Genomic DNA, 21,415 nt, shown 5'->3' on the forward strand with positions numbered 1-21,415 from the left:
ATTAAAAATCAGAAAATAGAGATTACCCTGTTGAATTTTTGCTTGATGCTCGTAACTTTTAAAGTTGTCGGCAAAAGTAGATGGCCTAATTCTAATGTCTTCTTTTGGATGAATTTCTTTGTAAATACTCCTATTCAATAGAAACTTAATAATTTGAGAACTAATTATTAAAGCGCCGAGTAAATATCTAATAGCCATTGGAAATAATCTAAAATGGGCAGAAGGCTGGAAAAATAAACCAACTATTAAATCGATAAACACAAAATTCTCAATTTCCGAGCAATTCGAATTTTTTTATTCTCACTCAAAAATGAATTTCAGATTTAATCATTCATAGAAATCAAAAACTCTTCATTGCTGAGAGTACGTTCCATGCGTTCTTTAATGAATTCCATGGCTTCAACAGGGTTCATATCAGCAAGATATTTGCGGAGGATCCAAATTCTTTGCAAGGCATCTTTAGACATCAACAAATCTTCACGGCGAGTACCTGAAGCCAGGATATCAATGGCGGGATAAATGCGTCGGTTAGAAATTTTACGATCTAACTGCAATTCCATATTACCTGTTCCTTTGAACTCTTCAAAAATAACCTCATCCATTTTTGAACCAGTTTCTGTGAGTGCTGTTGCGAGAATAGTAAGCGAACCACCGTTTTCAATTTTACGTGCGGCACCAAAAAATCTTTTTGGTTTGTGTAATGCATTGGCATCAACACCACCTGAAAGTACTTTACCTGATGCAGGTTGAACCGTGTTGTAAGCACGAGCCAAACGGGTGATTGAATCTAACAGAATCACTACGTCATGCCCACATTCAACTAAACGTTTTGCTTTTTCAAGCACAATATTGGCAAGTTTTACGTGTTTTTCAGCAGGCTCATCAAAAGTTGATGCTACCACTTCAGCATTTACTGAGCGGGCCATATCAGTTACCTCTTCAGGTCGTTCATCAATGAGTAGTACAATGAGGTACACTTCAGGGTGATTAGCGGCAATGGCGTTTGCAACATCTTTTAATAAAACGGTTTTACCTGTTTTTGGTTGTGCCACAATCATTCCGCGTTGACCTTTTCCAATTGGGGCAAATAAATCCATCACGCGGGTTGAAAGAGATTCATTTTTATGTCCGGTGATTTTAAATTTTTCGTCAGGGAATAACGGGGTGAGGTATTCAAACGGAACGCGATCACGTACATAAGAAGGTTCACGTCCGTTGATAATGTCAACCCGAATGAGTGGAAAATATTTTTCTCCTTCTTTTGGCGGACGAATTGCACCACGCACTGTATCTCCACGTTTCAGACCGAATAATTTAATCTGACTTTGTGATACGTAAATATCATCAGGTGAAGGTAAATAGTTATAATCAGATGAACGTAAAAATCCGTAACCATCTTGCATTAGGTCTAATACACCTTCACTAATAACAAGACCATCAAAATTATATCCGTAAAAATCTTCTTGAGTTTGTTTTGGTTTGTGCTGGTGTTGATGTTGATGCTGGTGATGCGGTTTCTGGTATCCTTGTTTTTGTTGTTCACCACCACCGGTTTGAGGTTCACTCGCTTCAGGTTGACTCACGCTAGGCAAATCATCATCAATAGTTGCAACGCTTACTGAAGGTAAATCATCAGGTTCAACCGGAATAACCGGATCAGTCATGTCATCACTATCATCTGCTGCAAATTCTGCCGGTAAATCAACAGGCGGTTTTGGCTTATCTTTTTGAAATTGTTTTTTTGGACGATCATCCTGTGGTCTTTTAGGACGATTTTCAAAATTTTTCTGCTCAGTTTTTTTCTCAGCTTCAGAAGAATTTTCTGTGAATAAATCCTCTTGTTTCTTTTCTGCTTTGTCTTGATTTGTAAGACGTTTACGTTTTGGTTTGTCGTCAGAAGATGATTCTGAATCAGGTTGAATGGGCTCACCGGTAATAGCCGAAATGAGTTCATTTTTTTTCATGTTTTCTGTGCCTGAAATTCCTAATGTATCAGCAATAGCCCGTAACTCGGGTAGTTTTTTCGAGTTCAGCTCGGAAAAATCTGTCATAAAAAATGGTAAGATAAATTGTGATGATCGATAACTAAAAGTGTTTGTGATTACGAGGCGCAAGAACTGTAGCACCAAAACGAATACAGTGCAATATTACTAATAATATTTTAATCTCAAAAATTACATGCTTAATTTGTGAACAATTTCATGTGGGCTCAGTATGAGTTTATAAGGTATAGCAATGATATTCATTGAACTTCACTACCTTTGAACTATGGATCATAAACAAGAATCATCACGCAATGAACGTCGTGGAGGACGACCATTCAAACAACACGGCAAACCATTTAATCAAAGAAAAAAGTTTGATAGAGAAGAATATGACGATATTATTTATGGCGTACGTGCGGTGATTGAAGCTGTTCGTGCTGAACGACCTATCAATCGTATCTTCATTCAGAAAGGGATGAATAAAGAACTCTTTTATGAATTGAAAGAAGAGTTAGCAAATAAAAAATATGCGCTGCAATTTGTGCCGGTTGAAAAGTTGGATCGCATGACACAACAAAATCACCAGGGGGTTATCGCACAAGTCTCTCCGGTGTCTTATTATAATATTGAAGAAATTGTAACACGTCTGCTTGAAAAAGGGGAGATGGCAAATATTCTCATTTTAGACCGCTTAACGGATGTCAGAAATTTTGGAGCCATTGCGCGTACAGCTGAATGCACCGGTGTACATGCCATTGTAATACCTACAAAAGATAGCGTATCAGTGACTGCTGATGCCATTAAAACTTCTGCCGGGGCATTAAATAAAATTCCGGTGTGTAAGGTGGCTGATTTATCTTCTGTTGTTCATTTTTTGAAAGAGAGTGGAGTACAAGTTGTAGCCGCAACTGAAAAAACTGATCGTTTAGTTTTTGATTTGGACATGACTTTGCCAACCGCTGTAATTTTAGGTTCTGAAGAAGATGGAGTTTCAATGCGTTTGCTCAGTGATGCGGATATCAAGGCTAAAATTCCCATGACCGGTTCCATCTCTTCATTCAACGTTTCAGTTTCAGCCGGAATTTTTCTCTATGAAATTGCACGGCAGCGAATGAATGCATGAACTGAAAAGAAATATTGACATCGGGTTGATTCTGATCATCAGTTTTGCTCTGCGCTTCACTGTTTCAATTACCCATTCGTACACCAATGATGAACTAAGCGCAATCAACCGGTTGCGTTATGATACATTCAGTGAATTGATTGATCAGGGCGTGAAAACGGGTGATATGCATCCTGCCGGTGTTCAGGTTTTTGAAAAAATATGGTCATCGCTTTTTGGAACTTCTGAATTGGCACTTCGATTCCCTTTTGTGCTTTTTGGAACGCTGTCAGTTTGGATGATTTTTTTAATTGGTAAAAACTGGTTCAATCGTACTACCGGAATTTTTGCAGCAATTTTTTTAGGATTTCTCTACTTTCCCATCATCCAATCTGAATTGGCTCGGCCTTATTCACCTGGACTCCTGATTACTTTGCTAGTTGTTTGGTTTTACAATAAAATTTTATTCACTAGTCTTACTAAAAAAGAGAAAATCAAATTCACGTTTGCTCTAGGTTTTTGTTTTGCAGCCGGTTTGTATACGCACTACTTTCTCTTCTATACGTTGATTGTGATTGGTGTTAGCGGCTTTGTTTTTTTTAATAGAACTAATTGGAAAAATTATTTGCTTGCAACCCTGCTTGCTATTGTATTATACATTCCGCATGTACCTATTACATTGCATCATCTTTCGGTTGGCGGATTAGGGTGGTTAGGTGAACCTGATCCTTTATTTATTTTTGATTTTATATTCTACGCATTTAATCAATCACTGTTGATTTTATTGGGGGTATTGATACTTATTCTCATTTCTTTTTTCTTTAGTGAACAGACAGAAAAGATTTCGGCAAAATATTATTGGTTATCTGCCTATTTCTTTTTTGGTGTGGTTTTGGGAGGCTATCTCATTTCATATTTAGTAACGCCGGTACTTAAAATTCCGGTTCTCATTTTTGTTTTTCCTTTTCTACTGCTCATGATTTCTGCCTTGTTGTCAAGATTAAAAGGGACAATCTATTTTGCTTCAGCCATGGGTTTGCTGATACTTTTTTCATCGCTCGCTGAGCAGAAATTATTTGATACTCGGCACATGGGATATCGTGAAACGGCAAAGCATTTAGTTGAATGGAATAAAAAATATGGTGATGAAAATATTTATGCGGTGTACAATTTGAGTAATCCTGATTACATGAATTTTTATGCTACTCAATTTGGTGACAGCGTTTATTTTGAACGTAACCTAATTGAGTTTTCAGATGCTCCGCAAGTGAGACGTGATTTGGCATTACGTGATGAGCCGTACTGCGTTGTGGGTTACTCAGAACGACTCACGCTACCGCAGATTTTTGAAATTGTACAAGAATTTTACCCGCTGATTATTGAATCATTTCACTATGAAAATTCAGCCGTTTTTCTCATGAAAAGAAATGACCAATTGGAAAGATCAAATGAACTAACTCAACCTGGGAAAAAGCTGATTTCAGAATTTTTATTCGAGTCCGGTGGACAAGACAAATGGACCTATAAAATGAACTTCTTGAAAACTGATTCTATCACAAAAAGCCTAATATATAAGCTTAATGCTGATAATATGTACGGACCGGATTTTGTCATCAGAAAAAATGAAATGAATCAAAATATGGTGTCATATATCAAAGTAGAAATTGAAGCTGCAATTCCGGATGATGCCCAATTAACCATTGGAATATCTGCCATGCGTAACGGGCAATTTGTGCAACATCAGAATGAAAACTGGTGGTTAGGATATGATTTGGAAGAAATGATTTTATCTACTCAAGATTCAGTTACAGGCATTGGAAAATCATACTTTGCGTTCAACTTACCTATTTTTATTGAGCCAGATGATGAATTGAAATTTTCTCTTTGGAACAGAAATGGAAAGGAGATCAAGATATTTAAATTCAAAATTGTTTTGGTTGAAGATGTGTGGTCAGATCATTTACATCAATGACGAATCAAAAATCTGATCTTTAAAAAATCTGATTTGTCAATTTTCTGCTTTGTTGATTGAAAAATAATAAATTAGCAAGAAAAAACAAGATGGCTAAAACACAAAATAATTATCGCAGAGTACGCTTGTTAATTGGAACGCTTGGCATGTTACTGCCGGTTATTTTACCAATTTTTCACGGGTATGTAAATTCGCTTACCGGAAGTGATTATGAGGTTTGGTTGCGTTCAATCAGTCATTACAACTATAGTTATGCAAGTGTAATTTTCACCGGTGTTCTTACCTCATTTGGCTTATTGCTGATGAGTTACAAAGGGTATCCTGATGGAAGTTTTTGGGTGCGTGATGATACGGTTACTTCACTTGCCGGTGTTTTGGCAATAGTGGTTGCATTAATTCCAACGCTGCATGATTGCAGTTTGATGTGTACTCCAAATTCGCACCATAAAAATTATCTGTCAGTGATCCATTTAATTTCAGCGGGAGGATTTCTAATTTTACTCGGTATCATGTCAGCACATAAATTTACAATGGGCCGTAGCCAAGATGTTTATCACATTCGCCGCCGCAGAGCATATCGAACATTTGGTTATACAACTATTCTTTCAATTCTGACACTTGCAATTTTGTTCGCACTAGAAATGACCGGTGGAAATACCGTATTTATTTTTGAAGCAATTGCGCTCTTTGCTTTCGGATTTGCTTGGCTTTTGAAAGGTAAGGCAGCATTTTTTGTTGCACTGGGTTTAATTACCCGTGATGAACTTATCAAAGCACGCAGCGGTGATGAAGAATAATTTCTTATTCATCAAGTAATTTCAATACCCAATTCTGCAAAAGAATAGTTTACTAATCTTCACATTCAACTTGTCCGGTTCCACTGCATCGAGGGCAAGCATTGCGCCATACTTTTTCACCTGCACCACCACACATATTGCAAATAAATCTTCCTTCACCATTACAACTCCTGACTTGTCCCTTTTAGTGCGGTAGATTTAATTTTGCAATAAGCTCCGTCATTTTCTGAGATGGGTTTGCCTTTATAGTTACAGTTTTTTGCGTGATCAGATTCAATATTTCTCCATCAACGATTTTTTTGACTCGTCTATAAATTTTCTTATTGAGATACCTGTTTTTAGTTCTATGTGTTTTGATATCACTAATGCAATAAAACAAATGAGCATATGAAGTTTGATGGGATCTTCCTTAAAATGAAAAATTGGTCTTGTTTGTAGGTCGTTTTTTGATATTCTGAAGGCTTGTTCAATTTTATAAAGTTCATGGTAGCGCTCTATTATTGTTTTGTCGTCAGCCGTTGATTCTTCAATGTTCGTATAATATCCTTTTATCCCTAGAAGTTTGCGAGTTTTCTCAATTAGAATTTCATTGAGTTCAATTTGCTGATTTTTTGTTTGGGTGAATTTTAATTTTTTAGTTTTTGACGGCTTTGCAATAACTTGTTTTGCTTTGTCTATTTGTTTTTCCATTTCATGCTTATCCTTACGGTATCTGACATCTGAATAACTGCAAATCAAATATCCATTATCGGTTTTAATGCGTATGCTTTTTCCGTTTTCTCTGTTGATATTTTTGTCAATGGTGTCGAGCATAGTTGCGGAGACGTTTGCGAGTCTTGCCCCCACGATGTAGTTGATGTTGTTCTGGATTAATTGTTGTACATTTTCTGAACTGATCATTGCAGCATCTGCTACAACGGTGAAGTTTTGTACACCATTTCTTTTAATAAAATCATTAATAACCGGGATGATTGTGTGACCTTCAAAGTATTACCCGAAAACACTTCATACGACACGGGAAAACCCTCTTTACTCACCATCAGCGCAATGAGTATCTGAGGCTGTTGAGATTTGTTGTCTTTTGAAAAGCCATTCATTCGCAACTCATCTTCTTTAAATGTCTCAAAATAAAGTGTGGTTACATCATAAAACAGAATGTCATAGTTGAATGAGTAATACCTTCTAGCGAAGTCAACAACTTTTTTTTCTACTTTTTCTTCAAGTTGATGCACTCTGGGGCAATCTTGTAATATGTCTTGCGACTATGGCTGATACCAAAGAACAGTTTGATCAACTCTAAGGAACGAAGTTTGGATGCCGGTTCAAATATTCTAATGGTAACCAAATCATTTAACAACGAGGGAAAATCATTTAGTTTAAGAGTGTCTTGTATCGCTCTAATTTGTTTGTAAAAAAAATGGTATTTGATGCCAACAAAAGTGCTGTGATTAAGATGCAACAATTTGTTGGGATTTTCATCCGGAAAATTGAAGTTTGCATCGTGGAATTTTTTATCCACTCCTCTGCCATTTTCATTAACTCAACAAATTCATCCGCTGTATGTGCAGAACCCATGTGTTGTATTACTTTCCTCTTGTTATTCTCGTAACGAACTACTTGAACAGCCCTTGCCATAGAGGCCGTTTTTACAACCCTTATTTTCATTCAAAAATCAGCATTAGTGCGGTAAATTTAGCCTTTTTTAAAACACCTCGTTTGATTATGAGGGAGTTAGCTCCGCACTAAATTTGGTGGGGACAAGTCAGGACATATTGCAAATAAATCTTCCTTCACCATTACAACTGTGACAATGGTTCCATCCTTTGCCTGAACAGTTGATGCATGAAATACCTTCAAGACCATCACCTCCGCATGTTGCACAAGTGTCTTCATTTATTTTGCCTGCACCATTACATGCCCTGCAGGTTATGTCTGCTGTTCCGGTTTCATTGCAACGATAGCAAGCTTCTTGCCCATCACCGTGACACGTATTGCATGTGTTATACCCTCCGGTACAAAAATTACACGGACGTGCAAAAGGTTCATCAACCATGCCCTCACCATTACAATCCGGACATACACATTTCTCTTGACTCAATGCAAGACCTGAATAGCTAAGTGAGCTAAGCAGAATAATTATCGAAAAAATAGTTTTCATACACTTGATTTTTTATCAAATGTAAACCAGAAAAAAGGTCAAAAAAAGAGGTAAGTGAAATGTCATATCCGTTTAGTGAAAAGTCAGTTGCGGAGATGATTTGTTGACGTTGTTGTGGTGATTATTATTTAGAATTTATAGTGTAATCGCCTACAAGAAAAATGTTAAATTGATCTGAGAAAAGATCCAAGGATTATTTTTTTTTTACTGAGTTGACGATGTATTCAAGTTTGGTTTTTGCTTCAAACTTTGGTCGTGACATAACCTTATAATAAATTACCACTTGTCCAACTGACATGGTGATCAAATCTTCACAGTAAGTTTCGCTCTCAAGAGAATAGGTATAGCTTGAATGATGGCCGTGTACGCCATGCTCATTCATGAATTCAGCCTTGGTAATATCATTAGCACCTAACAATTCATATTCAGATGTATGGCAGATGTTGTAAAGGAAAAAATCATCCACTTGATCATCCGTATTTGTATAGTCAGGACAGTATCCCTAAAAGTGTGTAAGTAGTTCCGGCTACGGTTTAATTCTTTCTCCAAAAATAATCATAAATTGATTTAATATTTCACCCCAACTTCTGATGGGCATGGTCCATCGTTTTGTTGCTTCTCTTATTGCTAAAAAACGGATTTGATTACGGCATCGTCTGTCGGGTATGATAGTTTATTTTTAGTGTACTTTCTGATTTTTCCGTTCAGATTTTCAATAACATTGGTTGTATAAATAATTTTTCTGATTTCAACCGGGAAGTCAAGAAACGCAGTTAGTTCCCTCCCAGTTGGCGCGCCAACTTTTAATAGCATAACCGTATTTACCGCCCCATTTTTTCAAGGTCATCTAGAGCGATAGCGGCAGCATCACGGTTTGGAGCATTGTAAATATGTTTCATATCAGCTGAGAACTCTTTCCTGTCTTTGTAGGAAACGTACTTGCAAGAGTTTCGTATTTGGTGTACCACGCAGATTTGTTTTGTTGATTCGGGAAAATAGCATGGATAGTTTCTGTAAATCCCTTGAGATTATCGGTAGCTGTGATGAGTATATCTCTTACGCCTCTGGCTTTCAAGTCAGTCAGTACGGACATCCAAAAGGCAGCAGATTCATTTTTTCCAAGCCACATTCCAAGCACCTCCTTTTTACCATCAATACTAAGTCCAATAGCAATGTAAACTGTTTTTTCAACCACTCTTGAGTTTTCTCGAACCTTGAAAACAATACCATCCATCCAAACTACGAGATAGACCGGATCAAGAGCACGATTTTGCTAAGGCACTCACATCGCTCAATACACGCTCGGTAATGCGAGATATTGTAGATGTTGACACATCAAAATTGTAGAGCTCTCGAATCTGTTCTTCAATATCGCTCACGGACATTCCTTTGGCATACATTGAGACAATAATATTCTCTACACCCTCAACCATGCTCTTGCGTTTTGGAACCAGAATAGGGTTAAATTCTGACTGGCGATCGCGTGGCACTTTTACCTCCATTTCGCCTTCTTTGGTTTTGAGTCGCTTGGTTATGTGACCGTTTCTGGCATTTTTACCATCGGATCTTTCATGTTTTTCATAACCAAGGTGAGCATCCATTTCACCTTCTAATAACTGTTCTATGCCTCGTTTCTGAAGCTCTTCAATAAAACTATTCAAGGCATCTCCTGTCTTGAACTGCTTTAAAAATTCTTTAGTTAATAATTCCTCTTTTTTCATACATTATGTGTTAAAGCCACCCAAAAAGTTATTTCCGAAATTTTTTTTGACTGTTAAAGGTCAAAAAATTTCAGAATAACTTTTGGCCTTACACACTTTTTGAGATGCTACCATAGTCAGAAATTTTTAAGGTATAGATAGTGCCCTCGTACAATTCAGATGCATAGAAATTTTTTGGTCCTGAGCTCTCTGATATTTCAAATTCAGGTTTTACCGGAAAAGAATAGGCAAACAAATTTTCATAATCATAAGATTCAAATTCAGGAACTTTTGAATTATTATATCTGGCAACATCTTCGTTTGCTTCAAACAGAGGATAAGTGCTTGTTTCTTCCTTTTCTGGCTCACGTGAATTTTCAGGGATAACAGAATCTGTAGCGCCAGAATTATTATTGCAAGAAGTGAATAAAGTCAAAGTGAGCATCATTGACGCAACCACCAAATAATTTAAAATTGGAATCCTCATGTTTTAAATGTATTAAAATTTTTCATCTTGAATTCGTGCAATTATAAAAAATGTCTTCATGAATGGCGCCAATTGGTCCGGCGTTTATTAAAGATTCTTAATCTTGCGCCAAAGAAAAGTAATGAGAGAAATATTCAAGACTTTATTCCCGAAGTGAATTTTCTATTTTCTCCATTTTAATTATTGATGATCTTTTCATGAGGCTGAACTCCAAGAGTCTTTTCAGTACATCCGGCATCATGGTAGAACTAATCATTCTTTATAAATGTAGTAAGTTGTGAAATTTTCGTTTAGTTCCTATTTCAACACTGTAACATGTCCACGCAGCGTGATGTAGGGATTCTCAAAACAATCAGATTCAAGTTTGATGTAATAGACATAAACGCCATCTTGCACCAAGGTGCCGTTGTAGATACCGTCCCACTTTTCATAAGGATCATGGGAAAGGAATGAATAGATCTAAGCTGTCAACTCCGTGCCGGTGTCATCAGGAGCTATAATTACATCATATCTATTTCTTTATCTTTTGGGTATAATCCCGGAAATAGTATTGGGGAATACGAGATTGGATAACGGACAAAGTATATGACTTCTTTACCTTCCTTTACATACTTTAAAAGCCCCATTTCAAATAAAGGATCTACTATTAATTTAAGTGTTTTGTCTGATGATCCTGTAATTCTCAAGGCTTCAGATTTCGTTATCTTTCCCTTTAAAAATACATCTGTCAAAATATACTTGGCTTGAGGTCTTATCTTATTTCTGAGAATCATGATGTCTGAATATTTTTCAATTCGTTTGAGCATATTAGAAACATCAATCACTTCATACATATAGTCAATCTGATCAATGGCAGTGCGAAGAAAATATTCGCAAAATCTGACCAGCATTTTATTGGAAAGATTACCTCTTCCGTCATAATCGTTGTATCGTGTTAAATCTGCATTTGAAAGATGTGCTTTGTAGTCTGAATTGGATCTGGCTAGTCCTCTTGAAATTGACCATAAGCCGGACGCATCCAAATTCTCATACATGAAGCTAGCATCTGAAAATAACCTCACCACGCGACCATTGCCATCAAGAAAAGGGTGTATCCAAGCAAGTCTGTGGTGGGACGCCGCTATTGAAATAATTCTTCTCACTTTGGATTGATTTGAATTATTTATTGGTGAATAGACTTCTTCAAATCTATTCATGAAAAAAGGTAGTTGCGTTGAATCGGGTCCGATATGACGACCTACTTTCACTTCAAGTTTTCTAAATTCACCCGGTATGACTTCTGAAAATGTTCCGGTTTCTGATTTGGCTTTTTTCATATCCTCAGGCAGTTGCTCGTAAAACATCCTATGTATATCTTTTAGGTATATTGAAGAATATGGAGATTTTGCAGATGGAAATTTTTCGATCCCTTTGGTTATTAATGTGTGTACGTGTATATGAGCTTTCGCCTCGATTTGTCGGTTACGTTTTTCTTTATCGTCTGAAAACTCTTTATTAAGTGCTTTTTCTATATCAATGGGATGGGTGTCATGACCTTCTATCAGATTAGAGTAATAACTATTCATCGGTCTTAAAAAATCTCCAATTGCTGATTGGGTTATTGGGTTTAATGTTCCTGATAACTTAGATGCTTTTTCTATTAACTCAATTGCCAGATTCTCTAAAACTTTTGAATCGTCTGAAGGAATTAATGGTTCCATAGCGTTAGGAGTTTTGTATAATTCGTATTCTGGTGCCATAAAGAAAAAATATGTTAAATATTCCGGTTGTTATTCCGGTTGTTATTCCGGTGGTTATTCCGGTGGTTTAATTCTTGATAACTAGTTTTATAAAGACATTTTACGGAAAAAATTTCCAAATGTTATAAGTGATGTAAAAATATGAAATATTCCGGATATATTTTCATGCCTTACTGCATGGGCGTCAGTAGTATTAGAATCATTAAAAGAAATCTGCAAGAAAGACTCAACGATGCAATCAGAATTAAGCAATGGAATACCGATACGATATCGGCCTTGAAGTGTCAAACAGCAACACCTATTTCAACACCGTAACATGTCCACGCAGCGTGATGTAGGGATTCTCAAAACAATCAGATTCAAGTTTGATGAAATAAACATAAACGCCATCTTGCACCAAGGTGCCGTTGTAGATACCGTCCCACTTTTCATAAGGATCATGGGAATGGAAAAGCACTTGTCCCCACCGGTTGAAAATAAAAATTTCATAGTTGACTAAATGCGTGTAATCACCAAATACTACTTCAAATTCATTGTTCAATAAATTGCCATCGGGTGTGAACGCATTCGGAATATAAATAACCTGATCAAGACCAGAAAATGTCACTTGAATTGAATCAGTATAAGTTGTTCCACACAATGTTTGTTGCACAGAATACAAACCTGTTTCAGTAACATTAATTGCCGGTGAATATTGGTTTGTTGACCAATGGAATTGGCCGGCCTGTACACCGGTGTGTAGGAGGACTTGATTGTCCATACATGTTTCAATATCTGGTCCTAGAGAAATTTGCATTGGATTTAAAAAGCTAATTTGAATTTGATCAAACGCCTGACATCCATAATTATTTGTGACTTCAACGCTGTATGTTCCTGCATCCAACACAACCAGCGTATCAGCATTTGATCCATTGCTCCACAAAACATTTGAAAATCCATTAGCGGTGAGAACAAATTCTCCTGGGCAGGCAGCAGTATCATCACCAAGATCAATAACTGGAATAGGAGCGAGAAAAACATCGATGGTATCAGCATCAAAGCAACCGTTCAAATCAATTCCATTAGCAATGTACTGACCAGAATTAGTAACATTAATTGCGGATCCGATTTCTCCGGTGTTCCAGTTAACTGTTCCTGAATATCCGGACGAACTGAGAACAGCTTCGTTAGCACAAATATTTATATCAGGTCCTAAATTTAATTGCAAAGGAATATTGAAGAAAACATCTACATTGTCGTTTTGCTGACAGCCGGAAGAGTTTGTCACCGTTACAGAATAATTCCCTGATGAGGTAACATCTATACTGCTTGTCGTTGCCCCGGTGTTCCATAGTATAGACGGAAAAAAACCTGCACTCAAAACAATGGTATCTCCCTCGCAAGCCTGTTGGTCTGCACCCAAATCAATATTTGGAAGAGGCATTAAAGAAATGTTTACGGTATCATAACTTAAACATCCTGCGGCATTTTCACCTATGGCTGAATATTGTCCTGACGCAGTAATCCAATTTGTCAGACCAATTGAACCGTCAGACCACGTGAGCGTTCCTACAAATGCACCCGGATTAAGTAACAAACTATCAGCACAAAGAGTTTGATCAGCACCAAGAGAAAATGGAGTAGGGGAACCGAAAACGACGTAAGTAGAATCTGCAAGAATACACCCTCCCGTATTTATTGATACACTATACCAGCCAGTGGTGTTGACTGTGATTGTTTGCGTGCTTTCACCTGTTGACCAGGAATAATTCGGATATCCGCTACCCGCATCCAAAACAATTGGATTACCTGCGCATTCAGATAAAGAATCAGGCATACTGAGAGTTCCTGATCCACCTGAAGAGGTCATGGTGATCAACAAAGTATCAGATAACGGATAACAAAAATCATCTTCATAAATAATTTCAATTTGTGGATTACCGCTGTACAAAGGATCAGGAGTGATAGTCAAAATCCCAGCACTGATACTACACGTTGCACCGGTCATTCCGGTAATTGAATACGATAAGTTATCACCCTCAGCATCCGAAAATCCTGCCAATGGATCAATGGTGAAACTTGAAGGGTAACCACAAAAGAAGTTGATAAGCGTATCAGGTATTTGGGGGAGGGTGTTGGAGAAGTGGTATGTGTAAGGAAATAGATTCCAGCCGGACCCAACATTGACACCAATTGGTAAGGCATTTAAAACAAAGTTGCAACTTGCCCCCGGTAAATTCGCATCATTAATAACGCTGACATTCGATAATGAACTTGAACCTGCCATGGCAATCCAATATATTTTTCCATCTGGCCCGCGTTGAATTCCTTTTGCATTAATAGATGAACTTGTGCTGACATTATGAATCAAAGTAACCGGCACAAGCGGCGTATTTAGATCATATTGGTGTAAGGAACCACCGTTGCTTGGCGTTATTCCTCTGAATTTAGAAATATACAATTTAGATCCGTCAGCTGAAAACTCAACATCTAATACCCCGCCAAAGTGGCTAGTTGAAGAGCCTATTGGTGTACCTGGAACATTGGTAAATGCTGAACAAACCCCTGTTGCCGGGTCGAAATCTGCAACTACCACAGGTTCATTTTCTGCAAGTGAACAAATTCCTATTTTGTTATTTGCAGTTGAAAATCGAATGCGACAGAATTCAGTGTAGGGAATTCCAAGTGGATAATTAGCCTGAAAGGTAATACCTGATGAAGTAATTTCGTAAACATCAAGAGAGGCTGAATTGTTTTTACCGACTAACAAATAATAATCGTGAGAATTTGCTTTTGGAATAATTTCTATTCCTTCACTCACATCAGTTGCAAGTAGAATATTTTTTTGACCTGGAGCCACATCTCCCAATGGCGAACCAACCATTCCATTACCAACCAGGTTCATATCAACAACAGAGTAGTATAAGTTACCAAGAACTGGTGTAGGCCAATATTCTGTTTGAGTTGTGATTGTAAAAACATACCAAGAATTACAATCACCGGGTATTTTGCAAGCAGCTCCACTTGAAAAGGTTGCTGGTGCTCCATTAAGACCATTGCCGTTTGGCATCACTGCATGCGTGGCATCAATCACATTTTGCCCATCTGAATAAAATAATAAATCTCCATTTGATGGATCAACAATGCTAGAGCCACAGCCATAAACATAAGGTGTGTATGAAGTATTGGTTATAAAAGGTGTGTTAGTGGTTAAATTAAATTGAATACCACGCGTGTGATTTCCAAAATGCCAAACGTGATTTTCTAGTTGACTCCAAGTAGACCCAATAAAAAAACAAAGTACCGATAATAGAAAGTACCGTTTGTTCACAGCCTTAGCTTATTGGATAATGAGTTTTTTAGTCTCGATACCTTCGGTGGTAATAAACTGGATAAAGTAAACACCTCTTTCCCATGATGAGATATCAAGAGTAATTAAACTTTTTAATTCAATGGAACAATTAAAAACAACTTTACCAGCTTCATCAATGATACTCATAGAGCAGTCATCAAGTTCAATATTGACAAACTGTGTAGCAGGATTTGGGTAGATAGTGAACTCGTCTTTTGAATCTTCAGCAAGAGTGTTATACTGATCGTAATTGCAAAGTAACTCCATTTCCTGAATGGTTAATACCCTATTATATATTCTAACTTCATCCAGCTCTCCGGTATAAAAGTTTGAATTTTCTAATCCCCATTTGCCTAAAATTAAATCTTGAGAATTATCTATTGCTGGATTAGACGTTCCGGTGGTGATAGTTTTTTCAAGTTGACAGTCTACCCATATTTCCCATGTGTTTTCATAAACAACTGATATTATGTGATGCCACTGGTTATCGGCTATATAAGTGTCGCTGTAGTCTGTAAAAACAAACGAGCCGGATCCATCTCTTCCTGCAGTTCCTGCGTAACCATTATTGAATACTGTAAAATAACCGGCATCTTCAGTATAGGTATATTTTGAAATTGGATACTGATCTGCAAGACTGGATGTTTTTGCCCAGAAACTAATAGTAATAACATCGGTGATTCCTCTGTTTGAAGTTCCGAGTGAAATGTAATCATTCACTCCGTCAAATGAGTATGCACCGTTAGTTTCACCACCTAAACCCGTTGCCAGTGAAGCTCCGTTGACAACTCCATTCAACGCCGTTGTACTATTGTCATTAGCATTCCCATCAAAAGGATAGTACCCAACCAAACCAAGATTCAAATCCTGACTAAAAGTCAAAGAAAAATAAACAGAAAGGGAACTAAGTAAAATAATTTTTTTCATATGTTTTGGAATCACTACTGTCCGATAAAAAAAATTTAAAAGCGGGATTTCCATAACAGATTTCCCGCTTTAGTGTAATTTGGTTTTGACGAACTAAATACACATGAATAAAAGTAACTACTTTTTTTGGACAGTCGGTTTTCGGACAGCTGATTTCTTTAATTGACCCAACTCTTGTAAGCAGAGTGGTTAAGAACCGTAACTCTGATTATTATACCAAACGATTTGACACATCTGATCACTTAATCAGCATGTTGTTTTCAACTTTCGCCAATTGTTCATCGTTGCGAGAGGTTGCCGGTGCTATGCTTGGGCTCAAAGGAAAGACAAATCATTTTCAGTTAAAAAACATTCCGCACAAAAGCACGTTGAGTGATGCAAATGCTCGAAGGAGTCATGAGGTTTTTCAAGAGATTTATTATTTATTGTACAAAGAGTACTCAGGGGTTATCTCGGACAGCCGAAAACAATATGTATGGGAACAAAGGGTGGAAATTATTGATTCAACAACTATTTCATTGTTTCGTGATTTATTGAGCTGTGTTGGCAGAAAATCCTCCAATGGCAAAAGAAAAGGAGGCATAAAAGTACACACTCAAATTAATCTTCAGGAACAGGTTCCAAAACTGATTTGGTTTTCATCAGCGACAACACACGATAAAAATTCCTTAAAAAACTTAAGCTGGAAAAAGGCAAAATAGCTGTGTTTGATAAAGGATATAATGATTATAAAACCTTTGATGAATTCACAAAACAACATCTATTTTGTCACCAGACTAAAATCAAATGCAACCTATGAATTGGTTGTAGAAAATGATATTCCCAGCTATATTGACGCAGGTGTATTGAAAGATGAAATTATAAAAGTTGAAGTCAAAGACAACGGAAAATATCTCAAAACTACTGAACTCAGAAGAATTGCTTACTGGGATGACGAACACAAAAGATGCTTTGAATTTATAACCAACATACAAGGGATGAACGCAGGACACATCGCACTCATTTACAAAAAACGATGGCAAATTGAATTACTTTTCAAACAGCTCAAACAAAACTTTCCGCTAAAATATTTTTTAGGCGACAATGAGAATGCAATCAAAATTCAGATTTGGTGTACGCTAATAGTGAATCTGCTGTTGACCGTTATCCACAAAAAATTAAACGAAAATGGGCTTTCTCTAATCTGGCCAACTTTTGCAGACTGCATCTCTTCAATTACATTCATCTGATCAAATTTCTAGAAAATCCAGAAAAGATTGGCTAGTTGAAATAGATCCACAACTTCAATTCGAATTTAGTTCAGCCTGAAAAGAGGGGGCTTACTTTTGAAATACAAGGCTTTTCATACGCAACCATGCGGGTTTTGAAAGGGTTTTTACGTACTTTTAGTTTTTATCGGACAGTAGTGTTTTGGAATTTATAAAACCAAGGTACAAAAAATATCAAATTATGTCATCATTTTTTAGAGGATTTCCGCTCTGTAGGTCATGTGCAGCGGTTTTTCCGAGAATATTTTTCAAATGTTTCGGGTGCATGCCAAATCCCGGTCTAACTGACCTAACATTGTTTTCGGTAAATTTTTCACCGGCTTTTATGTCCTCAGCAATAAAAAGTGAACGAGAAAATTCACGGCTTCTTTTTTTCTTTTCTGTCATTTCAAAATTGGGTGAACCAATCATTTTTTCTGCCAGACGTACGCCTTCAACCATCTTTTGAAAATCTTCAGAATCAAGTGAGAAATGTGAATCAACTCCACCAATTTTTTTATCAAGTATGAAGTGTTTTTCAATCACAGCACTGCCAAGTGCAACACTTAAGATGGCTGCTTCAATGCCTAACGTGTGATCTGATAATCCGGAAAGTACGCCAAACTTTTTTATAATTTCAGAAATATTTGAAAGTATTGCAGATTCCGGCGTTGCAGGATATTCTGACGTACATTGTAATAAAATTATCTGATCGTTTCCAGCTTTTTTACATGTCTCAATAGCCAGCGCGATATCTTCTTCATCTGCAATGCCGGTAGATATAATCACAGGTTTATTTTTAGACGCTACGTATTCTATCAGTGGCACATCAGTTATTTCAAACGACGCAATTTTATATGCCGGTGCATCTAATGATTCAAGCAAATCAACAGCGGCTTTGTCAAAGGGAGATGAAAAACAGATTAAACCTTCTTCTTTTGCTACACGAAATAATTCTTTATGCCAATCCCAGGGCGTATAAGCTTCTTGATATAAATCGTATAGATATCTGCCATCCCAGACTGTTCCTTGTTTGATTCTGAAGTAATCATTTTTAATATTCAGCGTGATTGAGTCGGCTGTATAAGTTTGCAATTTGATGCAATCTGCTCCTGCTTTTTTTGCGGCTTTTATAGTCTGAATTGCCGTTTCCAAACTTCCATTATGATTTGCTGATAGTTCAGCAATTATGAAAGTTTTACCTTTGCCAAGTTCAAAATTCCCGATTTTAATAGCTTTCATAGTTTTAATCTGTAAAGAAACGAATCCGGATAATCAGTTGTTTTTTCTTCATTAAAATTGCATGCTTTGAATGATTTGCATGATGCAGAATTAGTAGTTTTTACATAACCCAATATTTCTTTGATTCCATTTTTTTCTTTGAGCAGTTTTTTTATACCCAATTTGAGCAATGGTTGTGCAAATCCTTTCCCCCTGCTTGATGGAGACAATAGATAACTGATTGTTGCTTTGGAATCCTCAATATCAAATCTGATCTGACCAATACGAATTTCTTCAAACAGCGCAATAAAGTAAACGGAGTTATCATCCGAGATTTTTTTCATGTACCATTTGCTATGTGTATCAAATGGAATTGGATCAGATAAATATGATTGTTTTCTAACTTCAGCATCATTTACCCAATTGTACACTTCGTGAATGTCTGATTGATCTGCGTATCTAAGAGTCATTCCAAGTTCATACTCTAGTGTAACAAACTCCTTTAATAATCGCTCCGGTGAATTACCATCAATCAATTCTTTTTGGCGATTAAAAAAATCCAATTGTCCTTCAAATTTTCTAGCAACACCGTATGAAATTAAATAATTGAATATGAATTTTTGGTTATCTGCTGTCTGAATAAGGTATAAACAGCCGTCAGAACATGCGAGAAATTCAAGTGATACTGTACTGGCGCTGGTAATTGCAAATGCTGTCTGTTGCATCAATTCTGCCATTTGATATGCAGTTGCCCCCTTAATTATCTTACAGTTTTGATTCTGTAGTTTTTCAAGTTGTTCAGCATATTTGAAAGCGGAACCTAAGACTACTATTTTATTGAGTGATGAATCAAGTTGTGCAATTGTTTTACATGTGTAATTGTCAGGATCAGCACCTCCGAAACATATCAAGACGTCAAATTTCTTTGTAGAAAATTTGTTTTTTCGTAAGAAATCTTTTCTCAACATGACGTAATCTGTACCGAGACATTTTCTGCTAAGGAAATCTGAATAAATGTCAAGAGGATCAAGACCACCAGCGTGATTTATAATTAGATCAGCAGGATTTTTGAAGGTATGCACGTCATCAAGGTAAACAACTTTAAATTTTGTACAAAGGCTTTCAATATATGCTTGGGTAAACTGATATCCATCTATGACAAAAATGGAAGATTTCGTCTGGTACTCTGTAAAAATAAAGTCAATTTCTTGTTCAATAGAAAAGTCTTGAGGTATAAAATTAGTCTTGTACTTGTCAGGTATTATCTGATGAGTTGTTTCAACCTTGGTCAGAAATGTAATGGAAAAATGATTCTCAATAAATTCAGCAAGTGCTAATGAACGGTACAAATGACCCAGTCCAATGGTTGAATTTCCATCGCAGCGAAAAACTATCTGCGTTTTATTTATCACCTGAATTATTTCTGAGTTCAAATAATTTTTCTGCAATCACCCAATCCTCTGGTGTATCAATATCTACCGCATCTAAGGCATTAATTTCAAATCCAAACGACTTTTCTGGGTAGAGTTTTTTCTGTTCCATAAAAGCGGATTTTCGGATAAAATAAACTTGACCGGCATCGTGAAAAGCGGGGTTAAAATCTTGTGAACGCTTCTTCATGTTTTCAGGCCAAATCATGGACATTAAGCCTTCATTATTTTTTTGCAACGCACGGTAAATCGGAAATCCAAATTGCTGTACAGTGAATACTGCTTCAACCCCAGGCTTCAGTTGTTGACTCATTTCGATTAGCTGATCTGAGTTAATAAATGGTGCCGTTGCAAGCATGCAACATATTATGTCAAAATCAAGATTTTCTGCTGATAAATTATGCAATACTTCTGCAATGACATCAGCAAGCACTGCATGATCATTTGAATTTTCTGAACTTCGAGTGAACGGAACTTCTGCTCCATATTGAAGAGCAATTTTTTCAATTGAACTATCATCCGTTGAAACGATAATACGCTGAAATAAATTTGATTTTTTTAACGTATCTATTGAATAAGCAATAATCGGTTTTCCCGCAAACAATTTAATGTTCTTTCCCGGAATTCGCTTGCTTCCGCCGCGTGCTGGTATGATGGCAATAGCTTTCAATTTATTTTGACAGTAGGTACATGGCATCTGTATTACCTGATTCAACCTGATTAATGTATGGATACAATTTTGTTTTAACCATTTTTAAATCAGAAAATCGGTTTTGAAATTCTTTAGCGAAATCAGCTTTCCATAAAAATCCTGTATTCCCTCTGTAATTTATTTCTGTGATCTGATCTGCAAAATATTCAAATCCCCAGATATACTTTTTTGAACAACGGTAAATCTCAGACATGATCTTCGTGTAGTCATTTGGTGAAATGTGTATCAGAACGCCATTGGTGACTACCACATCAAAATAATTATCTCTAAACGGAATATCAAACCCGCTTCCCTGAATAATGTTGATGCCTTTTAGCAGTTCTTTTGATCTTTCTACACCATACCATTGTAATTCGATTCCATAAAGATTCGTGAATCCTTGGCTTTGAAGACCTCTGAGTTGCATACCAATATTACAACCAACCTCCAAGATTTTAGCATCCTTTGGAAGGTTACCAATAAACTCATCATTCATTTCTAATTTGGTTAAGCCGTATTGTTTCAAATAGTAACTATCCCATTCAGACTCGGTGAAGAGATTGCGCTCAGTATAGTCTTTTCCAAAGTTGCCTGACCAAAAATCGGTTTGTTCTGTTTTAAATTCCAT

Annotated in this window: 16 protein-coding genes and 2 pseudogenes; 4 read left to right on the top strand and 14 right to left on the bottom strand. The window is 36.7% G+C overall.

The annotated features are described in order from the left end of the window. Positions 1-323 precede the first annotated feature (323 nt). Entirely contained in the window at positions 324-2,051 is a 1,728-nt protein-coding gene (gene rho, locus IPH66_06135; GenBank protein ID MBK7128932.1) for a transcription termination factor Rho, read from the bottom strand. Between the two features lie 217 nt (positions 2,052-2,268). Here rho and rlmB point away from each other — a divergent pair, with 217 nt between their 5' ends. From rlmB to IPH66_06150, 3 genes are all read left to right on the top strand, one after another. After that, on the top strand, positions 2,269-3,108 hold the full coding sequence (gene rlmB, locus IPH66_06140; protein MBK7128933.1) for a 23S rRNA (guanosine(2251)-2'-O)-methyltransferase RlmB: 840 nt from the start codon (positions 2,269-2,271) through the stop codon (positions 3,106-3,108). Beyond that, a complete protein-coding gene (locus IPH66_06145) occupies positions 3,101-5,059 on the top strand; it encodes a glycosyltransferase family 39 protein (GenBank protein ID MBK7128934.1) in 1,959 nt (652 codons plus the stop codon). The genes rlmB and IPH66_06145 overlap by 8 nt, the downstream gene beginning before the upstream one ends. A gap of 89 nt (positions 5,060-5,148) precedes the next feature. Beyond that, positions 5,149-5,856: a hypothetical protein gene (locus IPH66_06150; GenBank protein ID MBK7128935.1), complete on the top strand. Its 708-nt coding sequence runs from the start codon at positions 5,149-5,151 to the stop codon at positions 5,854-5,856. A gap of 273 nt (positions 5,857-6,129) precedes the next feature. On the opposite strand, the gene IPH66_06155 is transcribed toward IPH66_06150, so the two are convergent. The 9 genes and pseudogenes from IPH66_06155 to IPH66_06195 all read right to left on the bottom strand — a co-directional run bounded on the left by IPH66_06155 (position 6,130) and on the right by IPH66_06195 (position 16,198). Beyond that, a complete protein-coding gene (locus IPH66_06155) occupies positions 6,130-6,828 on the bottom strand; it encodes a transposase (protein MBK7128936.1) in 699 nt (232 codons plus the stop codon). Beyond that, a complete protein-coding gene (locus tag IPH66_06160) occupies positions 6,768-7,088 on the bottom strand; it encodes a hypothetical protein (protein ID MBK7128937.1) in 321 nt (106 codons plus the stop codon). The genes IPH66_06155 and IPH66_06160 overlap by 61 nt, the downstream gene beginning before the upstream one ends. A 530-nt stretch (positions 7,089-7,618) precedes the next feature. Continuing rightward, the gene (locus IPH66_06165; GenBank protein ID MBK7128938.1) at positions 7,619-8,014 is read right to left on the bottom strand and encodes a hypothetical protein; all 396 of its coding nucleotides are present in this window, start codon (positions 8,012-8,014) and stop codon (positions 7,619-7,621) included. Between the two features lie 193 nt (positions 8,015-8,207). After that, on the bottom strand, positions 8,208-8,480 hold the full coding sequence (locus IPH66_06170; GenBank protein MBK7128939.1) for a hypothetical protein: 273 nt from the start codon (positions 8,478-8,480) through the stop codon (positions 8,208-8,210). Between the two features lie 60 nt (positions 8,481-8,540). Beyond that, positions 8,541-9,735 (bottom strand): annotated as a pseudogene (locus IPH66_06175) (IS256 family transposase). An 88-nt stretch (positions 9,736-9,823) separates the two neighbouring features. Next, a complete protein-coding gene (locus IPH66_06180; protein ID MBK7128940.1) occupies positions 9,824-10,201 on the bottom strand; it encodes a hypothetical protein in 378 nt (125 codons plus the stop codon). A gap of 500 nt (positions 10,202-10,701) precedes the next feature. Beyond that, complete coding sequence (locus IPH66_06185) at positions 10,702-11,940, bottom strand: Fic family protein (protein ID MBK7128941.1); 1,239 nt, start codon at positions 11,938-11,940, stop codon at positions 10,702-10,704. 298 nt (positions 11,941-12,238) lie between these two features. Next, positions 12,239-15,250 carry a gliding motility-associated C-terminal domain-containing protein gene (locus IPH66_06190; protein ID MBK7128942.1) on the bottom strand — a complete coding sequence of 1,004 codons (3,012 nt, stop codon included), beginning with the start codon at positions 15,248-15,250 and terminating at the stop codon, positions 12,239-12,241. A gap of 9 nt (positions 15,251-15,259) precedes the next feature. Beyond that, positions 15,260-16,198 carry a T9SS type A sorting domain-containing protein gene (locus tag IPH66_06195; GenBank protein ID MBK7128943.1) on the bottom strand — a complete coding sequence of 313 codons (939 nt, stop codon included), beginning with the start codon at positions 16,196-16,198 and terminating at the stop codon, positions 15,260-15,262. 107 nt (positions 16,199-16,305) lie between these two features. On the opposite strand from IPH66_06195, the pseudogene IPH66_06200 reads away from it, so the two are divergent. Then, positions 16,306-17,462: pseudogene (locus IPH66_06200) on the top strand (IS4 family transposase). 178 nt (positions 17,463-17,640) lie between these two features. Here the strand turns inward: IPH66_06200 and pseI are convergent. From pseI to IPH66_06220, 4 genes are read right to left on the bottom strand one after another with little or no spacing between them, the layout of a single operon-like run. Further along, positions 17,641-18,687 carry a pseudaminic acid synthase gene (gene pseI / locus IPH66_06205; protein MBK7128944.1) on the bottom strand — a complete coding sequence of 349 codons (1,047 nt, stop codon included), beginning with the start codon at positions 18,685-18,687 and terminating at the stop codon, positions 17,641-17,643. Continuing rightward, complete coding sequence (gene pseG / locus IPH66_06210) at positions 18,684-20,078, bottom strand: UDP-2,4-diacetamido-2,4,6-trideoxy-beta-L-altropyranose hydrolase (GenBank protein MBK7128945.1); 1,395 nt, start codon at positions 20,076-20,078, stop codon at positions 18,684-18,686. Before pseG ends, pseI begins: the two co-directional genes overlap by 4 nt. Beyond that, positions 20,068-20,793: a pseudaminic acid cytidylyltransferase gene (gene pseF, locus IPH66_06215; protein MBK7128946.1), complete on the bottom strand. Its 726-nt coding sequence runs from the start codon at positions 20,791-20,793 to the stop codon at positions 20,068-20,070. The genes pseG and pseF overlap by 11 nt, the downstream gene beginning before the upstream one ends. Beyond that, the gene (locus IPH66_06220; GenBank protein ID MBK7128947.1) at positions 20,768-21,415 is read right to left on the bottom strand and encodes a methyltransferase domain-containing protein; all 648 of its coding nucleotides are present in this window, start codon (positions 21,413-21,415) and stop codon (positions 20,768-20,770) included. Before IPH66_06220 ends, pseF begins: the two co-directional genes overlap by 26 nt.

Source organism: Crocinitomicaceae bacterium, from assembly GCA_016708105.1.
Lineage (GTDB): Bacteria > Bacteroidota > Bacteroidia > Flavobacteriales_D > Crocinitomicaceae > JADJGJ01.

Excerpts from the sequence above, each read along its gene's own strand:
- IPH66_06180 (MBK7128940.1), bottom strand. The coding sequence starts at position 10,201 with ATGAGGATTCCAATTTTAAATTATTTGGTGGTTGCGTCAATGATGCTC.
- IPH66_06195 (MBK7128943.1), bottom strand. The coding sequence starts at position 16,198 with ATGAAAAAAATTATTTTACTTAGTTCCCTTTCTGTTTATTTTTCTTTG.
- IPH66_06220 (MBK7128947.1), bottom strand. The coding sequence starts at position 21,415 with ATGGAATTTAAAACAGAACAAACCGATTTTTGGTCAGGCAACTTTGGA.
- IPH66_06150 (MBK7128935.1), top strand. The coding sequence starts at position 5,149 with ATGGCTAAAACACAAAATAATTATCGCAGAGTACGCTTGTTAATTGGA.
- pseI (MBK7128944.1), bottom strand. The coding sequence starts at position 18,687 with ATGAAAGCTATTAAAATCGGGAATTTTGAACTTGGCAAAGGTAAAACT.
- IPH66_06185 (MBK7128941.1), bottom strand. The coding sequence starts at position 11,940 with ATGGCACCAGAATACGAATTATACAAAACTCCTAACGCTATGGAACCA.
- IPH66_06165 (MBK7128938.1), bottom strand. The coding sequence starts at position 8,014 with ATGAAAACTATTTTTTCGATAATTATTCTGCTTAGCTCACTTAGCTAT.
- pseF (MBK7128946.1), bottom strand. The coding sequence starts at position 20,793 with ATGCCATGTACCTACTGTCAAAATAAATTGAAAGCTATTGCCATCATA.
- IPH66_06145 (MBK7128934.1), top strand. The coding sequence starts at position 3,101 with ATGCATGAACTGAAAAGAAATATTGACATCGGGTTGATTCTGATCATC.
- rlmB (MBK7128933.1), top strand. The coding sequence starts at position 2,269 with ATGGATCATAAACAAGAATCATCACGCAATGAACGTCGTGGAGGACGA.
- rho (MBK7128932.1), bottom strand. The coding sequence starts at position 2,051 with ATGACAGATTTTTCCGAGCTGAACTCGAAAAAACTACCCGAGTTACGG.